The sequence below is a fragment of the Mycolicibacterium stellerae genome, from assembly GCF_003719305.1.
In the GTDB taxonomy this organism is placed as follows: domain Bacteria; phylum Actinomycetota; class Actinomycetes; order Mycobacteriales; family Mycobacteriaceae; genus Mycobacterium; species Mycobacterium stellerae.
The window spans coordinates 1-20,353 of record NZ_RARC01000018.1 but is presented as its reverse complement, the minus strand read 5'-3'; the positions used below and the strand labels follow the sequence as shown (position 1 = coordinate 20,353).

General features: G+C 66.3%; 23 protein-coding genes, 1 tRNA gene and 1 rRNA gene. 5 read left to right on the top strand and 20 right to left on the bottom strand.

The annotated features are described in order from the left end of the window. Entirely contained in the window at nt 1–243 is a 243-nt protein-coding gene (locus tag D6M19_RS20800; protein ID WP_164478602.1) for a hypothetical protein, read from the top strand. Between the two features lie 20 nt (nt 244–263). Then, the gene (locus tag D6M19_RS20795; protein ID WP_123027160.1) at nt 264–575 is read left to right on the top strand and encodes a hypothetical protein; all 312 of its coding nucleotides are present in this window, start codon (nt 264–266) and stop codon (nt 573–575) included. A gap of 125 nt (nt 576–700) precedes the next feature. On the opposite strand, the gene D6M19_RS20790 is transcribed toward D6M19_RS20795, so the two are convergent. Further along, a tRNA-Pro gene (locus tag D6M19_RS20790) sits at nt 701–777 on the bottom strand. An 86-nt stretch (nt 778–863) separates the two neighbouring features. Between D6M19_RS20790 and D6M19_RS35120 the strand changes: the two genes are divergently transcribed. Next, nucleotides 864–986: a hypothetical protein gene (locus D6M19_RS35120; protein WP_268812325.1), complete on the top strand. Its 123-nt coding sequence runs from the start codon at nt 864–866 to the stop codon at nt 984–986. Here D6M19_RS35120 and D6M19_RS20785 read toward each other — a convergent pair whose 3' ends face one another. The 7 genes from D6M19_RS20785 to D6M19_RS20755 are packed head-to-tail and all read right to left on the bottom strand — an operon-like array spanning nt 987 to nt 7,132. Next, nucleotides 987–1,754: a sulfite exporter TauE/SafE family protein gene (locus D6M19_RS20785; protein ID WP_407665384.1), complete on the bottom strand. Its 768-nt coding sequence runs from the start codon at nt 1,752–1,754 to the stop codon at nt 987–989. Between the two features lie 24 nt (nt 1,755–1,778). Further along, complete coding sequence (gene der / locus D6M19_RS20780; protein WP_123027158.1) at nt 1,779–3,197, bottom strand: ribosome biogenesis GTPase Der; 1,419 nt, start codon at nt 3,195–3,197, stop codon at nt 1,779–1,781. Further along, nucleotides 3,194–3,880 carry a (d)CMP kinase gene (gene cmk / locus D6M19_RS20775; RefSeq protein ID WP_123027157.1) on the bottom strand — a complete coding sequence of 229 codons (687 nt, stop codon included), beginning with the start codon at nt 3,878–3,880 and terminating at the stop codon, nt 3,194–3,196. The genes der and cmk overlap by 4 nt, the downstream gene beginning before the upstream one ends. Continuing rightward, a complete protein-coding gene (locus tag D6M19_RS20770) occupies nt 3,877–4,620 on the bottom strand; it encodes a pseudouridine synthase (protein ID WP_123027156.1) in 744 nt (247 codons plus the stop codon). Before D6M19_RS20770 ends, cmk begins: the two co-directional genes overlap by 4 nt. Nucleotide 4,621: 1 nt before the next feature. Next, nucleotides 4,622–5,437 carry an SMC-Scp complex subunit ScpB gene (gene scpB, locus D6M19_RS20765; RefSeq protein ID WP_123027155.1) on the bottom strand — a complete coding sequence of 272 codons (816 nt, stop codon included), beginning with the start codon at nt 5,435–5,437 and terminating at the stop codon, nt 4,622–4,624. Next, nucleotides 5,430–6,263, bottom strand: coding sequence for a segregation/condensation protein A (locus D6M19_RS20760; protein WP_123027154.1), 834 nt, complete (start codon nt 6,261–6,263; stop codon nt 5,430–5,432). The genes scpB and D6M19_RS20760 overlap by 8 nt, the downstream gene beginning before the upstream one ends. Further along, the gene (locus D6M19_RS20755) at nt 6,260–7,132 is read right to left on the bottom strand and encodes a ParA family protein (protein ID WP_123027153.1); all 873 of its coding nucleotides are present in this window, start codon (nt 7,130–7,132) and stop codon (nt 6,260–6,262) included. Before D6M19_RS20755 ends, D6M19_RS20760 begins: the two co-directional genes overlap by 4 nt. A 144-nt stretch (nt 7,133–7,276) precedes the next feature. Between D6M19_RS20755 and D6M19_RS20750 the strand changes: the two genes are divergently transcribed. Continuing rightward, nucleotides 7,277–8,032: an O-methyltransferase gene (locus D6M19_RS20750; protein ID WP_123027152.1), complete on the top strand. Its 756-nt coding sequence runs from the start codon at nt 7,277–7,279 to the stop codon at nt 8,030–8,032. 3 nt (nt 8,033–8,035) lie between these two features. Here the strand turns inward: D6M19_RS20750 and xerD are convergent, their stop codons facing one another. The 11 genes from xerD to D6M19_RS20695 form a co-directional block, all read right to left on the bottom strand. Then, the gene (gene xerD, locus D6M19_RS20745; RefSeq protein ID WP_123027151.1) at nt 8,036–9,016 is read right to left on the bottom strand and encodes a site-specific tyrosine recombinase XerD; all 981 of its coding nucleotides are present in this window, start codon (nt 9,014–9,016) and stop codon (nt 8,036–8,038) included. Beyond that, nucleotides 9,013–9,636: an NUDIX domain-containing protein gene (locus D6M19_RS20740; RefSeq protein ID WP_123027150.1), complete on the bottom strand. Its 624-nt coding sequence runs from the start codon at nt 9,634–9,636 to the stop codon at nt 9,013–9,015. The genes xerD and D6M19_RS20740 overlap by 4 nt, the downstream gene beginning before the upstream one ends. Further along, nucleotides 9,629–11,404: a CTP synthase gene (locus tag D6M19_RS20735; protein ID WP_123027149.1), complete on the bottom strand. Its 1,776-nt coding sequence runs from the start codon at nt 11,402–11,404 to the stop codon at nt 9,629–9,631. Before D6M19_RS20735 ends, D6M19_RS20740 begins: the two co-directional genes overlap by 8 nt. A 153-nt stretch (nt 11,405–11,557) precedes the next feature. Beyond that, a complete protein-coding gene (locus D6M19_RS20730; RefSeq protein ID WP_123027148.1) occupies nt 11,558–12,499 on the bottom strand; it encodes a copper transporter in 942 nt (313 codons plus the stop codon). Nucleotides 12,500–12,511: 12 nt separating this feature from the next. After that, nucleotides 12,512–13,696 carry a putative cytokinetic ring protein SteA gene (steA, locus tag D6M19_RS20725; RefSeq protein ID WP_123027147.1) on the bottom strand — a complete coding sequence of 395 codons (1,185 nt, stop codon included), beginning with the start codon at nt 13,694–13,696 and terminating at the stop codon, nt 12,512–12,514. A gap of 91 nt (nt 13,697–13,787) precedes the next feature. Next, on the bottom strand, nt 13,788–15,554 hold the full coding sequence (gene recN, locus D6M19_RS20720) for a DNA repair protein RecN (RefSeq protein WP_123027146.1): 1,767 nt from the start codon (nt 15,552–15,554) through the stop codon (nt 13,788–13,790). Beyond that, the gene (locus tag D6M19_RS20715; RefSeq protein WP_123027145.1) at nt 15,554–16,477 is read right to left on the bottom strand and encodes an NAD kinase; all 924 of its coding nucleotides are present in this window, start codon (nt 16,475–16,477) and stop codon (nt 15,554–15,556) included. The genes recN and D6M19_RS20715 overlap by 1 nt, the downstream gene beginning before the upstream one ends. Next, a complete protein-coding gene (locus tag D6M19_RS20710) occupies nt 16,474–17,286 on the bottom strand; it encodes a TlyA family RNA methyltransferase (RefSeq protein WP_123027144.1) in 813 nt (270 codons plus the stop codon). The genes D6M19_RS20715 and D6M19_RS20710 overlap by 4 nt, the downstream gene beginning before the upstream one ends. Nucleotides 17,287–17,292: 6 nt before the next feature. Next, entirely contained in the window at nt 17,293–17,490 is a 198-nt protein-coding gene (locus D6M19_RS20705) for a hypothetical protein (RefSeq protein WP_123027143.1), read from the bottom strand. Between the two features lie 7 nt (nt 17,491–17,497). After that, a complete protein-coding gene (locus D6M19_RS20700; RefSeq protein ID WP_206428583.1) occupies nt 17,498–18,520 on the bottom strand; it encodes an HAD-IIA family hydrolase in 1,023 nt (340 codons plus the stop codon). A 1-nt stretch (nt 18,521) separates the two neighbouring features. After that, entirely contained in the window at nt 18,522–19,370 is an 849-nt protein-coding gene (locus D6M19_RS20695) for a tetratricopeptide repeat protein (RefSeq protein WP_123027141.1), read from the bottom strand. Between the two features lie 93 nt (nt 19,371–19,463). Between D6M19_RS20695 and D6M19_RS20690 the strand changes: the two genes are divergently transcribed. Next, entirely contained in the window at nt 19,464–20,012 is a 549-nt protein-coding gene (locus D6M19_RS20690; protein WP_123027239.1) for an AAA family ATPase, read from the top strand. Between the two features lie 222 nt (nt 20,013–20,234). On the opposite strand, the gene rrf is transcribed toward D6M19_RS20690, so the two are convergent. Continuing rightward, nucleotides 20,235–20,348: ribosomal RNA gene (rrf, locus tag D6M19_RS20685) — 5S ribosomal RNA — on the bottom strand. Nucleotides 20,349–20,353 lie beyond the last annotated feature (5 nt).

The following is a 20,353-nucleotide window of genomic DNA, read 5'->3' as shown; positions in this document are numbered from 1 at the left end:
ATGTCTATGTCGGGCGACAGGGAGACGATCAAGCGGGTGGCCGATGACTCGGAGGTGATCGAGGGCGTCGAGGTACCGCGCTCGATCGAGCTGACCACCTCCGGCGGTGCCGATCCCGACATGTTCGTGCGCGTCGAATTGCGCGATGGCTCCCGGGTCCTCGCGGAGTTGTCGTGGAAGTACCAGGACAGGGTGAGATTCAGCAGAAGCAATTGCGGCAGACCGAGATTGCCAAGCTGGTAACCGATCTCGTCGTCAGCACTATGAGAACCGACGACATGGTGCCCGTCGGGGAAGCTCCCGACGTCTCGGCGCTACGGCAGTCCAAGGCGGTAGCACGCCGGTTCGTCGATCGTCAGCGACTTCCCCGGACACGCCGAGTGATGACCCCGGAGTTCCTGCCGGAGGTCGCCAAGGTCTACCGGGAGAACTTTGAAGGAAACCCGACCAAGGCAGTTGCCGTGACGTTCAACGTTCAGTCCCGTATGGCCAGCAAGTACGTGGACGCGGCTGAACCGGAGATGTCTACGGCCACACCTCGGACACCACGGCGCGGGCCGCGGTGGACGGCCTAGCCGACCAGCTCGGTCTAACAGACCTGTGACCAGTCGTTGCAATCCGCGTTGCTATACAGCGTCATTCTGACGAAAATGAGGCGGCTCCGGATTTCTCCGAAACCGCCTCTGAACTGCTATTACATTGGTCGGGCTGACAGGATTTGAACCTGCGACCACTTGACCCCCAGTCAAGTGCGCTACCAAACTGCGCCACAGCCCGGTGCCGCCGAATGGGACCGGCAGCAGCACGTGAGCCTACCGTAGCGCGACGTCACAATCCCAACCGCAACCGATGGATGGTCGTTCGTGCATCGCCGCCGTGACCTTCTGGCCAAGAACAACCGCACACAGCGCGCCGTTTCGTCGATGGAGCGGCTCAAGTACCTCGACGAGGTGCTCGAGCAGGAGTCGGCGCGCCGCAGTTTCTGACTAGATGGTGACCAGCCGGTAGAGCCCGATCAGGCCGACGACGACGATGAACGCGCGCAGCGCATTCGGAGACAGCCTGCGGCCGTAGTGCGCGCCGAGGTACCCGCCCACCAGCGAACCGAGCGCGATCAATCCCGCCGCCAGCCAGCTGATCCGGTCGAACGCGACGAGTATGTATGCCACTGCCGCAACAACATTCACGACCAGGGAGAGCAGGTTCTTTGCGGCGTTCATTCGGTGCATGTCCTCGGGCAGCAACGCACCCATCACGCCCATCAGCAGGATGCCCTGCGCGGCGGTGAAATAGCCGCCGTAGATACCGACGACGAAGGTGCCGATCACCAATGCCACCATGCGACCCCGCGATACATGCTCAGCCGAGTGGCCCGCTGCCTCGGCCCGCTTGCGCGCCCAGGCCTGGATCTTCGGCCCGATGAGGACCAGGATCAGCGCACCGATCAACAACACCGGCACGACTTCGGTGAAGACCTTCTCGGGTAGGTGCAGAAGCAGCCATGCGCCCACCAGGGCGCCGAGGAAGGACCCCGGTAACTGCCAGCGCAACCGGTGCCACTGGCCGCGCAGTTCCCTCCGATATCCCCAGGTGCCCGAAATACCCCCGGCAACCAACCCGATCGCATTCGACATCGTGGAGACCACCGGTGGATAACCCAGCGCCACCAGCGTCGGGAACGTCACGAGTGTGCCTGAACCGACGAGGCTGTTGATGGCTCCCGCCGCGACGCCCGCCAAGGCGATCAGGATCATGTCGATGACGGGCACCGAGCCAACTTATCGAGCGCGCGCTCCGCGCTTTTCGCGCACCCGCACGTTGATGCGGATGGGGCTGCCCTCGAACCCGAATGTCTCGCGCAGTCGCCGCTCAAGGAACCGGCGATACCCGGCCTCAAGAAAGCCCGAGGTGAACAGCACGAACGTCGGGGGCCGCGTGGTGGCCTGGGTGGCGAACAGAATCCGGGGTTGCTTACCCCCGCGCACCGGCGGCGGCGTCGCCGCGACGGTCTCCTTGAGGAACGTGTTCAGCCTGCCGGTCGAGATTCGGCTGTCCCAGGACTCTAACGCCGTCTCCAGTGCGGGCACCAGCTTCTGCACTGCGCGCCCGGTAAGGGCGGAGATGTTGACCCGCGGCGCCCACTGCACCTGCGCCAGTTCGCGGTCGATCTCGCGACCGAGCTCGTAGCGCCGGTCCTCGTCGACGAGGTCCCACTTGTTGAAGGCCAGCACCAGCGCCCGGCCGGCCTCGATCACCATTGTCAGCACCCGCTGATCCTGCTCGGTCAGCGGCTGCGACCCGTCGATCAGCACGATGACCACCTCGGCGGCGTCGATCGCGCCATGGGTGCGCACGGACGCATAGAACTCGTGTCCGCTGGCCTGGCCGACCTTCCGGCGCAAACCGGCCGTATCGACGAAACGCCACGTCTTGCCGCCTAATTCGATCAACGAGTCCACCGGGTCGACGGTGGTCCCCGCCTGGTCGTGCACGACGGCTCGCTCGTCGCCCGCCAACTTGTTCAGCAGCGAGCTCTTCCCGACATTCGGCTTGCCGACGAGCGCCACCCGCCGTGGGCCGCCAGTCTTGGGGCCGACTTCCGACACCACGGGTAGCGCCTCGATGACGTGGTCGAGCAGGTCGGCCACGCCGCGGCCGTGCATGGCGCTGACCGGATGCGGCTCCCCCAGCCCCAGCGACCACAACGAGGCGGCGTCGGCCTCGCCTCGCTCGGTGTCGACCTTGTTGGCCGCCAGAAAGACGGGTTTCCCCGACCGGCGCAGGATCCGAGCCGCCGCCTCGTCACTCACGGTCGCCCCCACCACGGCATCGACGACGAGGATGATCGCGTCGGCGGTGCGCATCGCCACCGCCGCCTGCTCGGCGACGAGCTGTTGCAGACCCTTCGCGTCGGGTTCCCAGCCGCCGGTGTCCTGGACGAGGAACCGGCGCCCGACCCAGTTCGCGTCGTAGGACACGCGATCCCGGGTGACGCCGGGAACATCCTGCACTACCGCCTCGCGTCGGCCGAGGATGCGATTCACCAGCGTGGACTTGCCGACGTTCGGGCGGCCCACGACGGCGACCACCGGCGGCGGTCCGGCGGCGTCGACCGCGCCATCGACATCTTCACCGACAGCCGAATCGACCAGCTCCCAATCGCTTTCGTCGGCCCAGGTGCCGTCGGTGTCAGTCATCGCGACGCACCCGCACGCTGCTCGACGAGGTCCACGAGGTGGGCGATCACCTCGGACTCCGACATGTCGCTGGTGTCGACCAGCAACGCATCGTCGGCCGCACGCAGCGGCGACACCGCCCGTGTTGAATCGAGGTGGTCGCGGCGTTTCACATCGGCCAGCACAGCTGGGTAGTCATCGCAAAGGCCGTTGGCGACGTTCTGCTCGTTGCGGCGTCGCGCACGTTCCTCCGCAGACGCCGTCAGAAAGATCTTCACATCCGCATCCGGTAGCACAACGGTGCCGATGTCGCGGCCCTCAACCACGACGCTGCCGGGGCCCGCGGCCAGTTCGCGTTGCAGCCCAACCAAGCGAGCCCGAACCGCAGGCACCGCCGACACCGCAGATACCGCCTTCGTCACCGCGTCGCCACGGATTTCGCTCGAAACATCCTCGGCGTCAAGGTAAGCACGATCCTCGTCGGGGTCATAGCCGACCGAGAGCGGTACGTCGGTTGCGGCGGATTCGATGGCCGGGGTGTCAGCGAGATCCACGCCTGCTCGCAACACTGCCAGCGTCACGATCCGGTACATCGCCCCGGTATCCAGGTATCGCGCACCCAGGCTACGCGCCAAACCCCTTGACACCGAGGACTTTCCCGTTCCCGCGGGACCATCGACCGCGACCACTACCTGGGCGCTCACAGTCCGACCGCCATATAGAGCGCGCCGACCTCTTTGCGGCTCAAAACGCGGATGCTTCCGGGTCGCTGGTCTCCCAGCGACACCGCACCGATGTCGGTGCGCACAAGTTCCTGAACAGGAAAGCCGACCTCCTTGAGCATCCGGCGGACGATCCGCTTGCGGCCCTCGTGCAGCGTCACGCGCACCATCGTCTTGCCGGGTACGGCATCAACAACCGCGAAGTCGTCCACCCGGGCCGGTCCGTCGTCCAGCTCGATCCCGTCGCGCAGCTTGCGGCCCATACCGCGCGGCACGGTGCCGAGAACCGTCGCCAGATACGTCTTGGGCACCTCGAAGGAGGGGTGCATGAGGCGGTGCGCCAACTCGCCGTCGTTGGTGAGCAACATCAGACCTTCGGTATCGGCGTCGAGGCGTCCGACGTGAAACAGCTTCTTGTTACCGCGGACTCGATGTTCGACCATATCGCCGATGCACGGTCTACCGCGGTCGTCGGACATCGTCGAGTGCATGCCCCGCGGCTTGTTCAACGCCAGATGCACCAGGGTGTCGTCGAGCAACACCCGCGCCCCGTCGACCCGGATCACCGATACGTCGGGGTCGACCCTGGTGCCGAGTTCGGTCACCACCCGCCCGTCGACCTCGACGCGCCCATCGACGATCATTCTCTCGGCAACGCGCCGTGAGGCGATTCCGGCCTGCGACAACACCTTCTGCAGCCGCACACCTTCCGGATCGGCCATCTCAGTCTTTGTCCACGTCGAAGGACATCGGCCGCTGGTCATTCGACGAGGTTGGGAGACCGAGCTTCACGAAACGCGGTTCATCGTTGAGCGTTTCGGTCAAGTCGTCGATCACGTCGACATCGGGCAGCAGCGGAGCGATGTCGGGAAGATCGGTCAGCGACGACAACCCGAGGCGTTCAAGGAACAACTCGGTCGTCGCGAAGGTGATGGCGCCCGTGTCCGAGTCGGCGCCGGCCTCGGTGATCAGCCCGCGGGCCAGCAGGGTCCGCATCACCGCGTCCACGTTCACCCCGCGTACCGCGCTCACCCGGGCCCGGGTCACCGGCTGGCGGTAGGCCACCACGGCCAGGGTCTCCAGCGCCGCGCGGGTCAGCTTCGTACGCGAACCGTCGAGCAGCAGCCGTTCCACATAGGGCGCGTATTGGGACCTGGTGTACATGCGCCAGCCGCCACCGGCGTCGCGCAGGTCGATACCGCTCTGGCGGGCCGACAGTTCCTCGGCCATCAGCTGCAGCTTGGCCGAAACACGGTAGGCCGGCTGCTGGATCGCCACGGCGAGCGCGTCGACGGTGACCGGGGTGTCCACCACCAGCAGCAGCGCCTCGAGCACGGCTCCGAGCTCGTCGTCTTCCAGCTGCGGCGGCTCAGCGACGTCGATGCCCAGGTCCAGATCGGGGATGTCGCCGTTGATGCCTTCGGGTGCACCACCGTTGAGCGGCTCGTGGACAGCGCCGTCCACCGCATCGGGGCGGTCTTCGCCGTTGCGCGGCTCGGGGTGGTCGTCGTCGACCGGATTTGAGAATTCGTCAGTCATCGTTTGGCTCTTCCACCGTCTCAGTGGTCTGGACTTCGTCGCTGGATGGCCGATCTCCGGTCCACGAAATCTGCAGGACACCAAGCGGTTCTGATTGGTCAAATGCTACCGCCCGCGCTCGATACAGTTCGAGCAGCGCCAGGAACCGGCCCACGATCAAGATCGGCTCGCGGCAGTCGGCGACCAGCTCGGAGAATGTCGCCCATTGTCCGGGGCCACGGCGTTGCAGGTCGGCGAGCAGCTGTTCGGCCTGTTCGGGTACCGACACGATGAGCTCGTGCAGATGCGCCGTGGCCACCGTCGGCACCGGACGCGGGGTGAACACGGTAGCCGCGATCTCGGCGAACAGCTGGGCGTCGACGCCGAGCATCACCTCGGGAAGCAGTTCGGAGTACCGGTCCTCCAGCGACACTGCGCGCGGATAGCTGCGCAGGGCGGCGGCCTCGAGCTCGGCGAACATCTCGGCGACATGCTTGAACGCCCGATACTGCAGCAGGCGCGCAAACAGCAGGTCGCGCACCTCGAGCAGGGCGAGGTCTTCCTCGTCGTGGATCTCCCCGGCCGGCAGCAGGCGCGCGGCCTTCAGATCAAGCAGGGTCGCCGCTATCACAAGGAACGCGGTGGTCTCGTCGAGCTCGAGCTTCGGACCGATCGCCTTGGTGTAGGCGATGAAGTCGTCTGTCACCTGGTGCAATGCCACCTCGGTGACGTCGAGCCGGTGCGCGAAGATCAGCTGCAGCAGCAGGTCGAACGGACCTTCGAAATTGCTCAGCCGAACCTGGAAGCCCGTCCGCTGCGACTCCTCCGGCTGTGTCTCGGTATTCACGAACCGAACCGGGCGATGACCTCGCGGGCCAACGAGCGATAAGCCTGGGCACCACCGGATTTCGGCGCCCAGGTGGTGATGGGCTCACCGGCGACGCTGGTTTCCGGGAAGCGCACCGTACGGGTGATCACGGTGTCGAACACCAGATCGCCGAACCTCTCCAGGACCCGCGCCATGACCTCGCGAGCGTTGACGGTGCGCGGGTCATAACGCGTTATCAGGATGCCACTGATGCTGAGCTTGGGGTTGAGTCGGTCGTGCACCTTGTCGACGGTGTCGGTCAGCAACGCCAACCCGCGCAGCGAGAAATACTCGCATTCGGTCGGGATGATCACGCCGTCCGAGCAGGCCAGCCCGTTCACGGTGAGCAGGCCAAGCGACGGCTGACAGTCGATAAGCACATAGTCGTACCGGTCCAGCACCGGATGCAGTGAGCGGGCCAGCGACTGTTCGCGGCCGACCTCGTTGACCAGCTGGATCTCCGCCGCAGACAGGTCGATGTTGCTGGGCACCAGGTCCATGTTCTTGACCCGGGTGTGGATCAGGACGTCGTCGATGGACACCCTCGGCTCGACGAGCAGGTTGTGGATCGTGTGGTCGAGTTCGTAGTGGGGCACGCCGAGCCCCGCCGAGAGCGCGCCCTGCGGGTCCAGGTCCACCAGCAACACCCGACGGCCGTAACTGGCGAGGCTGGCGCCCAGGTTGATGGTCGACGTCGTCTTGCCGACGCCGCCCTTCTGGTTGCACATCGCGATGACCTTGGCCGGGCCGTGCACGCTCTTGGGCTTGGGGTCGGGAATCGGCCGGGGCGGACGACCGGTCAGACCTGCCTGTGCAGGTGGGTCGGCGCCGCCGCCGTCCTCCGTCATGCCTGGGCCCCACCGTCGGTGGTCGTGCAACGCGAGGCCATGGCGAACATCCGGGCAAGTTTAACGGGGACACAGGGCCTGGACGGGCAGACCCGCGGGCAATGACGGTCCCATTCGCCTCGGCGATCCGCCTAGGCTGCGGTCATGACCTCGAAGCAGCGGTTGCCGTTCCTGCGGTCGTCGTTCTGGCGCCTCGCGGTGGGGATGCCCCACTTCGTCAGGACCGGCCAGATCGGCGACGGCCGTGAGGAGGCCTGCGCGGCCTACGTCGAAGCCAACGCCCGCCGTGGCGACATCGACGACGTGCTGGACACCATCGACACGTTTGCCACGGAAAAGTCCATGCTGGTCAACGTCGGAGACGAGAAGGGCGAGCTGCTCGACGCGGCCGTCCGCCGCGCCAACCCGAAACGGGTGCTCGAGCTCGGCACCTACTGCGGCTACAGCGCGCTGCGAATCGCGAGGGCCGCACCAGACGCCGAGGTTTTCTCGATCGAGCTATCGTCAGGCAACGCCGCGGTTGCCCGACGAATTTGGTCGCACGCCGGCGTCGACGACCGGATCACCTGTGTCGTCGGCACCATCGGGGACGGGGGCCAGACACTCGGTGCCTTGTCCGCCGAGCACGGCTTCGGAGCCGAATCGGTGGACCTGCTGTTCATCGACCACGAGAAAAGCGTGTACCTGGCCGACCTGCTGGCCATCCTGGACCGCGGCTGGTTGCACAGGGGCTCCATCGCCGTCGCCGACAACGTCCGCGTCCCCGGCGCCCCGAAGTACCGCGCGTACATGCGAGAGCAGCAGGGCAAGCTGTGGGACACCGTCGAGCACAAGACTCACATCGAGTACCAGACGCTGATCCCCGACCTGGTGCTGGAGTCGGAGTATCTGGCCGGCTGACCTCTAGCGCGCCCTGGGATGGGCCCCCGCCCACACCTCCCGCAGCGCGTGCACCGTGACCAGGGTGTAGATCTGCGTGGTGGTGACCGATGCGTGGCCGAGCAACTCCTGAACCACGCGGACATCGGCGCCGCCGTCCAGCAGATGGGTGGCAAAGGAGTGCCGAAGGGTGTGCGGAGAAACCGCTGCGGTGATGCCCGCCCGTTCGGCGGCGTCCTGCAGCACCTGCCATGCGCTCTGCCGCGACAGCCGTCCGCCACGGGCATTGAGAAAGATCGCCGGCGTGCCCTTACCCCGTCGCGCCAGGTCGGGTCGGCCTCGGACGAAGTAGGCGTCCAGTGCGGTGACCGCGGGACGACCGATCGGCACCAGCCGCTGCTTTCCGCCCTTGCCCCGCAACAGCACCGAACGGGCATGGGTGTCGATGTCGTCGATGTCGAGCCCGACCGCCTCGGAGATTCGCGCACCGGTGGAGTAGAGCAGCTCGAGCAGGGCCCGGTTACGCAGCGTCAGCGGACCGTCGGCCTCGCTGTCGCCGCCTGCGCCCTCCAGCAGAGCCAGCACCTCGTCGATGGTCAGGCTCTTGGGCAGCCGCCTGCTCGGGGTTGGCGGCTTCACGGCACGGGCCACGTCGAGTTCGGTGACGCCTTCTGCCGCAGCGAAGCGATGCAGTCCACGCACCGCGATCAGCGCGCGCGCCGCCGACACCGCCGACAGCGGTACCACCCCGGCGTCCGGGTCGCCGCGGCGAAGAGCAGCGAGGAAGTCGCTGACATCGCTCTCGGTGACCTTGCCCAGATCGTCGATGCCGCGCAGCGTGAGGTGCTCGGCGTACCGCCGCAGATCCCGCCGGTAGGAACTCAGCGTGTTGGCGGCGACGCCGCGCTCGATCGTCAGATGGTCCAGGTAGCCCTGAAGCTGGTCATCGAGGACGGGACGGAAGGTCGATGAGCCGCTTGGGCGAAGAGCAGATGATGTCGTCATGACTGTTCCCTCCGCCTGGCGAAGGCTGCCGGTCTGTCCACCCACGCGGCGTCGACCTGCCGCAACGAATCGAAATCGCCCCCGACGGCCTGTGCAGCGAGAACGCCGCTCACCGTGATGGCGTTGGTGATCTCGCCGCTCAACGCCATCCGGACCGCTTCGTCGAGCGCGAACCGCCGCACCACCAGATCGGCCTCTTCGTCATGGGCGTCGGGCCTGCCGATCTCGGAAAGGCCGGTGGCGAGATACACCCGCACACTTTCGTCGCTGAAGCCCGGTGCGCTGACGAGGTCGACCAGCACGCGCCAGTTCTGCGCAGACAGGCCGGCCTCTTCCTCGAGTTCGCGCGCCGCGGTGATATGTGGCGGCTCGCCGCCCATGTCCAACAGGCCCGCGGGTAGCTCCCACAATCGCCTGCCCACCGGGTGTCGATATTGATAGACCATGACGACGTTGGCGTCATCGTCGATGGCGAGGATGGCGACGGCACCGTAGTGCTCGACGACTTCGCGTCGGGCGGTGTTGCCGCCGGGCATCTGCACGTCATCGGCGCGTAGTGCGAAAATCTTTCCGACGTAAACGGTTTCGGATTCGACGATCGCGAAAACGTGTTCAGCCACGGATTTCCGATTTCACCCTGGAATCATCCTGGAGCAATTGCTCGGCGTCGTCCGAGTGCTCGGCTCCGTTGGCTCGCTGCTCGGGGATCTCGACCGGCAATCTCTCGGCGGCCTTGTAGTCCAGCGCGGCACCGATGAAGGCCGCGAACAGTGGATGCGGGCGGGTGGGGCGGCTCTTCAACTCCGGATGCGCCTGCGTCCCGACCATGAACGGGTGGACGTCGGGGGCGTACTCGACGAACTCCACCAGGTGTCCATCTGGTGACGTGCCGGAGAACCTCAGCCCGCTCGCGGCGATGCGGTCGCGATATGCGTTGTTCACCTCGTAACGGTGCCGGTGCCGCTCGGACACCTCCGTGGTTCCATACGCCTGGGCCACAATGGAACCCGGCTGCAGCACAGCAGGATAGGCACCCAGTCGCATGGTGCCGCCCAAGTCGGCCTCCCCGGCGACGGCGTCGCGCTGATCGGCCATCGTGGAGATGACCGGATCGGGAGTGTTGGCGTCGAACTCCGCGGAGTTCGCCCCGGTGATCCCGGCCGACCGGGCCGCCTCGATGACGATGCACTGCAGGCCGAGGCACAGACCCAACACAGGCAGACCGCGTTTGCGCGCGTAGCGGATCGCGCCGATCTTGCCCTCGATCCCACGAATGCCGAAGCCGCCGGGGATCAGCACCGCGTGCACGTCGTCGAGCACCGCAGCGGCACCGTTGTCGGTTTCACAGTCGTCGGAGGCGACCCACCGCAGTTCCACCTTGGCGCGATGTTTGAAGCCGCCTGCACGCAGCGCTTCGGCGACTGACAGGTATGCGTCGGACAGATCGATGTACTTGCCCACCAGGGCGATTCGCACGGTCTCATGCGGTTCGTGCACCCGCTGCAGCAGGTCATTCCACTGTGTCCAGTCGACGTCGCGGAACGGCAGGTTCAGCCTTCTCACCACGTAGGCGTCGAGCTCCTCGCGGTGCAGCACCTTGGGGATGTCATAGATCGAAGGCGCATCCGGAGTGGAGATCACGCCGTCGATGTCGACGTCGCACATCAACGCGATCTTGTTCTTCAGGGGTTCGGGCACGTCCCGGTCGCAGCGCAGGATCAACGCGTCGGGGGTGATACCGATGCTGCGAAGCGCGGCGACCGAGTGCTGAGTGGGTTTGGTCTTGAGTTCGCCCGAAGGCGCCATGAACGGCACCAGCGAGCAGTGCAGAAAGAAGCAGTTCTCCCTGCCGACTTCGTGGCGCACCTGACGCGCGGCCTCGAGGAACGGCAGCGACTCGATGTCGCCGACGGTGCCGCCGATCTCGGTGATCACCACATCGGCCCGGTTGCCGTCGGCGTCGGGTTGCGCCATCGCCAGGACACGACTCTTGATCTCATCGGTGATGTGCGGGATCACCTGAACGGTATCGCCGAGGTACTCGCCGCGACGCTCCTTGGCGATCACCGTCGAATACACCTGTCCGGTAGTCACATTCGCCCAGCCGGGCAGGTTTCGGTCGAGGAACCGCTCGTAGTGCCCGACATCGAGATCCGTCTCGGCGCCGTCCTCGGTGACGAACACCTCACCGTGCTGGAACGGGTTCATCGTGCCGGGGTCAACGTTGAGGTAAGGGTCGAGCTTCTGCATGGTGACCTGCAGACCGCGCGCGGTCAGCAGCTGCCCGAGGCTCGACGCGGTGAGCCCCTTGCCGAGCGACGAAACCACACCGCCGGTGACGAAGAGGTGCTTGGTGGCGGTTTGCGGGTGCTTGCGTAACGCTGGCAAGAGCAACCTCCGTGACGACGGGCAGGGCTTGTTCTTTAGGCAAGTTCCTTGCTTGGGGCCTGCCGACCCACGGAACTCCACATTAACACCGACCCCGACAACCCGTCGCTGACGCGCCGACGCGCACGCGAGGAGCAAAACGACAAAGGTTCCCTATTGCGGGATTGTTACCGACGTCGCGCCCTGCCCTACGCCGTACTGGCCGGGCCGCCCACCGCTGATCAGGTCCTGCAGCGCCAGCACCGTGGTGATCCGCCCCGATGCGGCGTCGACGTCGTCCACCGTGCTGACCGCCGATGTCAACGCGGCGTCGGACCGAGTGACGGCCACCGCGGCGGTTCCAGATGCGGTGCCGTCGCGGCCCGCGATCACGGTGCCCGACCCGTGCGGGGCCAGCCCGGCAGCGAAGCGTGCGACTGTTGCGCCCTTGTTCCCCGCATCGTCGCCGAGACCGCCGCCGGTGACGATCAGCGCCGTGTTGGCCGCGCCGACGCGGTCGTCGCCATACGTGATGAACCCGGTGTCGCGCAGCGCGGTGAGCACGGTGTCGCGCTGCTGGTCGTCGACCGCGGGCACCTTGGGATCCTTGTTGATCAGCAGTGCGATACCCAGCAGGTCACCCGCCTGCGAACCCTGGTCCACCGACTTGGTGCTCAACTGCGCCCCGGCGGGCACGATCGGCGAATTCACCACCGAAAGGAGCTTCTCCGCCGAATTGGCGTCGACGAACTCTTCGGTCAGTGAGACAGCGCCAGTCACGACCCCGCCTGCCTGCTCCACCATCCGGGTCAGCGACTCGACGTCGTCATCGGACGCGTCCGGCGTGCGGAACATCACGACCGATTTGCCGCCCATCGTGTCACGCAAGATTCGTGGGGACATCTGCGTGTCGAATTCACCTGCGGCGCTCAGCTTCTCGTTGAGTGCGTTCCTCTGATCGGTGAGCCCATTGATCTGATTCTGCAGTTCGGTCTTATCGTCGCGCAGCCCTGACAGCACCGTGTTGGACAGCAGCCCGGAGCCCAGCGCGACGCCGATGGCCAGGGCCAGGAAGACTGCGGCAAGCGAAATCGCGTGTGTGCGTAGAGATATCACCGAGACACCGTCCTAGGTGACCAAGCCCTGAACCCACAGCGAGAATCGATTCCAGTAGTTGACCGCCCAGTCGATCACCGCGCCGTCTGCGCGCGACACCCAGAGCGCGACGATGACGGCGACCAGCATCGCCAGCACCAGCAGTGCAATGGCTCCGCCGGAGATCCGGCTTCGGTACAGGGTCGCAACGGCTTTGGCGTCGACCAGCTTGTCGCCCACCTTGAGGCGGGTGAGGAAAGTCGAGGGGTTGCTGTGCTGGCGGGACCGGTCGAAGAACTCCTCGATGCTCGCTGTGTGACCGGCCGTGACGATCAGAGCGGCGCCATGATGGTCGGCCAGCAGCAGCGCAAGGTCAGCGGCCGACCCCGCGGCCGGGAAGGTCATCGCCCCGACGCCGAGGTCCTGGATGCGCTCGAGTCCCGCCGCGTGTCCGTCCGCGTCGGCGGGCAGCACCACCTGCGCGCCGCTGCGAAGCACCTCGGCGCTGATGCGTTCCGGGTCCCCGACGATCAGCTGCGGCCGGTAGCCGCCCTTTCGCAGTACGTCCGCGCCCGTTCCGACACCGATGAGCACCGGCTGGTACTCCTTGATGAACGGTTTGAGCGCCTTCAGCTCAGACGCCGCGTTCGGTTCCTCCGCCACGATCACCACGTGACGGCGATGAAGATCGACGTCGATGTCCGGAATGCCGATGCCGTCGATCAGCAGCGGGCTTTCACTGCGGATGAACTCGATGGTGTTACCTGCGAACGCCTCGAGGTGCGCGACCAAGCCGCTCTTGGCTTCGTGCATCAGCTCGTGGATCTCGTGGTCGGTTCGCTCGGTGCCAAGCGCGAGCCTGCGGTCGCCGGCGTACACACCGCCGTCGTGCAGCCGGACCTTGGCGCCATCCTTGACGCGTTTGAACACCTCGGGGCCGGTCTCGTCGATCAGCGTGACGCCGTTGTTGACCAACACCTCCGGTCCGAGGTTGGGATAGCGGCCGGAGATCGACGGCGATGCGTTGACCACAGCGGCGATATCTGCCTCCACCAGCGCGTCCGCGGTGATGCGGTCCAGGTCAAGCGCGTCGATCACCACGATGTCGCCGGGCCCGACGCGTCGCAACAGCCGGTCGATGTCGCGGTCCACCCTGGCGATGCCGGTAATGCCCGGGCGCGGGCTGGCAGTACGGGATAGCAGCGCTGACATCTTCATATGGGCGATTCTGTCGGGGAACCCTCAAGTTGAGGTGGAGGCGCGCCGTAACACCAGCCCCAGAAGTAGCTTCTGTCACATACGTAACAGGCTAGGAGACCTGGCCACGGTCTTCTTGCGCCGCGCTGAGCAGCTCGCGGGCATGGGCTCTGCCGCTGTCGGAGTCGCCCAGACCGGCGAGCATGCGGGCGAGCTCGGCGACCCGGCCCTCCTCGTCGAGCCGCTGGACACCGCTGGCGTTGTTGCGGCCTGCGCTGTCGACTACGAGATGGATGTCGGCGTACGCGGCAACCTGAGGTAGATGGGTGACGACGATGACCTGGTGGGTACGTGCCAGCCGGGCCAGGCGCCGCCCGATCTGTACGGCGGCGCGACCGCCGACGCCCGCGTCGACCTCGTCGAAGACCATCGTGGTGCCTTCCACCGACGCGGCGAGAACGACCTCCAGCGCCAGCATGACCCGGGACAGCTCGCCGCCCGAAGCACTCTTGTTCAGTGGCAGCACGTCGGTCCCCCGATGCGCCGCGAATCCGAACTCGATGGCGTCGGCACCGTCGGCCCCTGCGTGCACCGTCGCGCCCGACGGCAACGTGATCGGCGCTGAGTCATCGCCCCGGACGGTCAGCGGCGACACTGCGACGGTGAATTGGGCGTCAGCCATCGCCAGCCCGGACAGCTCGGCGGTCACCGCCTTGGCGAGGCCCTTCGCCGCCTTGGTGCGCACCCTGCTGAGTTCGGTTGCAGCGGCGACGACGTCGGCTTCCAACTCCGCCACCCGGCGCTCCAGGCCGGCCAGAGCCTCCTCGGAGACATCCAGTTGTGCCAGCCTTTCCCTCGACTCGCGCGCCCACGCAAGGACGGCATCGATATCGGCGGCATACTTTCGCGTCAGAGCCCGCAGCTCGCTCTGCCTAGCCAGCTTGGTCTCCAAAGTGCTTGCATCGCTTGGAAGCTCAGCGAGGTAGTCGCCGAGTTCGGTGGATACGTCGCCGATCACTGCCATGGCCTCCGCGAGCCGCTCCCCCAGCGCCCGCAGTGCGTTGTCATCTGTGGCTTCCAGGGCCGACTTGGCCTGTCCGACTTCGTAGGCGGCCGATGCGGTGTCGGCGTCGGCGGCATCGTCGAACACCCCCGAGAGCGCGATGCGAGCGGATTGGGCGGCCTCCCGTAACGCATCGAGCTCGGATAGCCGCCTGATGTCGTCGACGAGTGCATCGTCCTCGCCCGGCTGCGGGTCGACGGCATCGATTTCGCCGAGGCCTAACTTCAGTCGATCAGCCTCCTGTGCCATTTCCCTTGCCCGCTGGGTCCTCTCGGCCAGATCGCGGCGCGCGGCCTGCCATGATTCACGCACCGCGCGATAGCGCTGTAAGCGCGCACCGGCGTCGGCGAAGCGGTCCAATGCGGCACGCTGTTCGTCGCCGCGCATCAGGCGCAGCTGATCGTTCTGTCCGTGCAACGTGAGCAACTCGGTGGTGAAGGTGCTCAGCGATTTGGCGGGAACGCTGCGGCCGCCCAGGTATGCCCGGGACGGACCAGCACGGCTCACCGAGCGCGCCGCGATAACGCTGCCGTCTTCGTCGCGATCCGCGCCGGAGGCGTCGAGAATCTCGTCGACCTGGGAGGCCACCCCGTCGCCGAGTTCGCCGGTGGAAAACCGGCCTTCGACGACAGCGCGATCGGCACCCGACCGAATGCGGGCGGCGTCGGCCCGCGCACCGCCAAGCAAATGCAGCCCGGTGACGACCATCGTCTTACCCGTGCCGGTCTCGCCGGTCAGCACGGTCAGCCCGCGGTCGAACTCGGCGGTCGCCGTGCTGATGGCGCCAAGCGACTCGATGCGGATTTCGGAAAGCACTACTGTCCGCGCCAGCCCGTGACCGGCAGCCGGAACTTGCGCACCAGGCGGTCGGTGAACGGCGCGCTGTCCAGGCGCACCCACTTCAGCGGCGTACCGCACCGCGTCACCTCCAGCCGCCCGCCTGCGGGCACGACCATCTCGCGGCGCCCGTCGCAGAACACCAGCGCGTCATGACCGCTCGCTTCGACCTCGATGGCGATGGCGGCTTCAGGACTGGTCACCATCGGCCGGGCGAACAGCGCGTGAGCGTTGTTGGGCACCACGAGTATCGCCTCGAGATCCGGCCACAGGATCGGCCCGCCTGCAGAGAATGCCCACGCCGTCGAGCCCGTCGGGGTCGCCACGAGCACGCCGTCGCACCCGAACGCCGATACCGGGCGGCCGTCGACTTCGACAACGGCGCCAAGAACGCCGAGGCGCGGCCCCTTCTCCAGACTGGCTTCGTTGAGTGCCCAGCCCCGACTGACGATTCGACCCTCGACGCGCACCACGACGTCGAGGGTCATCCTCTCCTCGACGCGGTAGTCGCGCTTGACGACGTGTTCGAGCACTGTGTCGATGGAATCCACCTCGGCCTCGGCAAGGAAACCGATTCGGCCGAGATTGACACCCAGCACCGGGATCTCGACATTGCGGGCAAGTTCAGCGGCCCGCAAAAACGTACCGTCACCTCCGAGCACGAGAACGAGCTCACACCCTTCGGCCGCTCGCTCGTCGGCGTCGACGACCTCGACGTCATCCCCGAGCCCACGCATGTCGTCGGTCGAGAAATGCACCGTCCCGCGGTCGACGGCCTCCGCGGACAGCACACGCATGCCAATATCGTTGTCGCCGAGAACCTTTTCCACTCTGCGCGCGGTTTCGGCTACTTGATCGCGGCCGGTGTGTACCACCAGCAGGATGGTCCGTTCGGTTGTCATTGCGGCCCTTCGACGACAGCGCGTTGCACGGCCTGCGCGAGTTCGTCACCCGTCAGCGGATGCTGCCCCGGCTCGGCGCGCAAATGTAGGAAGTATTCGACATTGCCCGAGGGGCCGGGAAGCGGGCTGGCCGTCACACCGACGGTGTGCCAGTCCAGTTCAGCGGCTCGGTGCGCGACCGCGAGCACGGCACCTGCCCTCAGCTTCGGGTCCGACACCACGCCGCCTGCGCCGACGCGATCCTTACCGACCTCGAACTGCGGTTTCACCATAGGAACGATATCGGCGTCCGCCGACGCGCACGAAACCAGCGCGGGCAGCACCGTCGACAGCGAGATGAAGGACAAGTCGGCCACCACACGCTCGACCGGGCCGCCGATGCGGGCCGGCGTCAGCTCACGCACATTTGTGCGTTCCAACACCGTTACCCGATCGTCTGAGCGCAGCGGCCACGCAAGCTGCCCGTAACCGACGTCAACGGCGACCACTTCGCGGGCACCGCGATCGAGCAGCACCTCGGTGAACCCGCCGGTCGACGCACCCGCGTCCAGGCAGCGGGTACCGGCCACCGAGATACCGAAGGCGTCCAGCGCGCCGATGAGCTTATGCGCTCCACGCGACACCCACGACCGTTCGTCTGCGACGTCGACCGTCAGCGATGCGTCGACGGAGATCGCCGTCGCGGGTTTGGCCGCTGGCATCCCGTTGATGCTGACCAGACCGGCGCCGATCAGTTCGGCGGCCTGCTGACGCGAGCGCGCCAACCCGCGCCGCACCAGCTCGGCGTCAACACGAGCGCGCCGCGTCACGGAGCCTCACCCGTCCGGTGTTTCCGTCGGCGCCGGCCCCTTCTCGACCGATTCCAGCGCCTGAACCAAGAGGTCGTGCGCTTCCTCCAGCCGGGTGGCGACGCCGTCGATGTCGACCTCGGCAGAACCAGGCCCGTCCATGTCGGGCAGCTCGGCCAGCAACGCCGCGATCCTGGTCCGGATCTCGTCAGGTTCGGTACTCATACGGCGTTCACGCTAGTCGATCGGGCGGTGTCAGCAGGGACCACCGTTCCAGCGCCCTCCTGGCGACGTAGTCACCCGCGACGATCGCGAACGGCTGGCCACTGACCCCGGAGTTCCACACCGCGTTCGCGGTGGCCCGCACCACCGTCAGCGAATCCCTTGGCTCACTGCCGGTGTTGTGAATGGTCACCGCCGCCTCGCCGACCTCGACGCGCCACGCCGGATGCGGCCCAACCCGCAGGCTGTCGGCGCGGTCGTACAACGACCGCAGGTCGGCGGCGATGTAGTTGGGTCGCTCGCCGACCACCGCGCGCACAGCCTCGGCCGCCGTGCTGACACCGCTGAGCACAAGCAGGCTGGGCAGGCCTGCGGCGTTCGCGCCTGCAATGTCGGTGTCGAGACGGTCACCCACGACTAGCGGTTGTCGAAAGTTGCCGCGGGACAACGCATCTGTCAGCAGTATCGGCTGCGGCTTTCCCGCCACCGTCGGTTCGCGATCGGTCGCCGCCTGCAACGCCGCGACCATCGAGCCGTTTCCGGGTAACAGTCCGCGTTCTGAGGGCAGTGTCCGGTCGACGTTGGCGGCCACCCACAGCGCGTTGCCCCGGATCGCCAGGGCCGCCTCGGCCAGGTCGGGCCATGCCGTCTCGGGCGAATGACCCTGCACCACGGCGACGGGGTCGTCCGACCACTGCCGCACGGGCTTGAGGCCGACGTTCTCGATCTCGGCGGCCAGCGATTTGGTGCCGACGATGAGTACGGCGGCCCCTGCGGGTAACCGATCGGCAAGCAGATTGGCGGCACTCTGGGCGCTGGTGACGACGTCGTCGGGCACGGCGGCAAAACCCATCGCGCGAAGATGCTGCGCGACCTCATCGGAGCTGCGTGAGGCGTTGTTGGTCACGTATAGCGTGCGCGAGGTGACGGCAGCGAGCGTGTCGACGGCGCCCGGGGTGGGTTCGTGGCCCCGAAATACGGTGCCGTCGAGGTCGAGAAGCAAGCAATCATGTTCTTGTGCAAGCGTTGTCACGTCAGCCGAGCTCCGTGATCCGCTCTTCGGCATCGGTCACGCCCTCGATGTCGGCGGCTGCGGCATTGATGAACCACTGCAGGGCTTCTTCCCGCTTTTCGAGTGCGAGCAACGTTTCGGCGTAGGCATAGAACAGGCGGGCCGCGGTCTGTCCGGTCCGCGTGGAGTCGAGTTGCGGCGTCGACAGAATCGCCAAGGCCTGATCGAGCTGTCCCAGATCAGATCGGGCGCCGGCCACGACGATACGCAGTTCGTCGGCGTCGTCGCCGACCAGATGGGTGGCTTCGGAACTGCGGGCCAACTCGATGGCCCGCTCGGGTCGGCCGAGACCGCGTTCGCAGTCGGCGATCAGCGGCAACAACGGAGACTTGCTACCCAACCGGCGGGCTGCCCGGAGTTCGGCGATCGCCTGCGACCAGTCGCCACAGTGGTAGGCGGCTATGCCGACGGCTTCGCGGACAGCCGCGATTCGGCCCGACCGTTCTCTGGCGGCGCGGGCGTGCTCCAGCGCGGCCTGCGGATCCTCATCGAGGAGATCGCCGGCCGCCACCAGATGACGTGCGATGAAGTCAGCCGTACTGCGGTCGAGCGTGGTGAGTTCCCGACGAACCTCAGGGGAAAGCTGCCGGGCCTCGATATCCGCCGACAGCGCAGGCCCCTTTCGCTCGGGCGACGGGGCGGCCTTGGGGTCGGGCTGGGTTCGGCGCGCGCGTTGGGGACCCGACGAACGCGGTGCCGACCGCTTCGGGGGCGGTCGCCGGTCGCTGTTGGGGGCACTCCCATCGCTGTTGCGGGAATCGCCGGTGCCGCCGCGAAACTGGCGACGCTCGCCACCTCTGTTGTCGACCACTGAAACCTTTCGCTATAAAGCCTCGTGCCAGGATACGGCCCGCTGCGAATCGGGCGTTGGGGGTGCACCACCGGCCAATCCACACGTGAACCATTGTTCCTGTTTTGGTTTGATTTATGGGTGGTTGGTGTCGGGTCAGCGAGCACGGTGCTCGTTGTTCTGCGTGGCAACAGTGGGTCGGGAAAATCGACTATTGCCCGCACGCTGCAGGATCGCCACGAGCTGGCGGTAATCAGCCAGGACTTGTTGCGGCGAGAGGTGCTTGGCGTTGGAGACGGCCGTGGCAATCCGGCGGTTGGGCTGATTGATCTTGTCGCCCGGTTTGCGCTTGATCGCGGCATGCATCTGGTCATGGAGGGCATCCTGCGTAGCGACATCTATGGGCCGATGTTGCGATCGCTAGCGGATGATCATCTCGGTACTACAGGATTCTTCCGATTCGATCTGCCGTTCGAGGAGGCTTTGCGGCGCCACAACACCAAGGGCTGCAGTGATTTCGGGGAGAGTGAGCTTCGGCAATGGTGGCGCGATCATGATGCTCTGCACGGATGCGATGAACGGGTCATCGGGTCCGACCGGGACCCTGACGCGATCGTCGATCTCATCACCACCGCAGTGCGCCTCGCATTGCCTAATCGGTAGTTGGGGCCTTTGGCCAGGAGCTGGGGGGCGGTGCTTAAATCGCCCTCCCTGCATTGGATCAGGGGTCAATTCCAACCCGACGGCAAAGGTCATTCTCAGCCCATCGTCGACACTTCTCTCAAATCAACCGAGGCCGGTCGAACCATCGCGCCGTTTGATAGGAATTCGTCTAGATATGCCTTTGCCCCCCAACAGAATTGGGGGGCAAAGGTCTTAAAATGTGTTCGGCGGTGTCCTACTTTTCCACCCGGGTTGGGTAGTATCATCGGCGCTGGCAGGCTTAGCTTCCGGGTTCGGGATGGGTCCGGGCGTTTCCCTGTCGCTATTTCCGCCGTAACTTT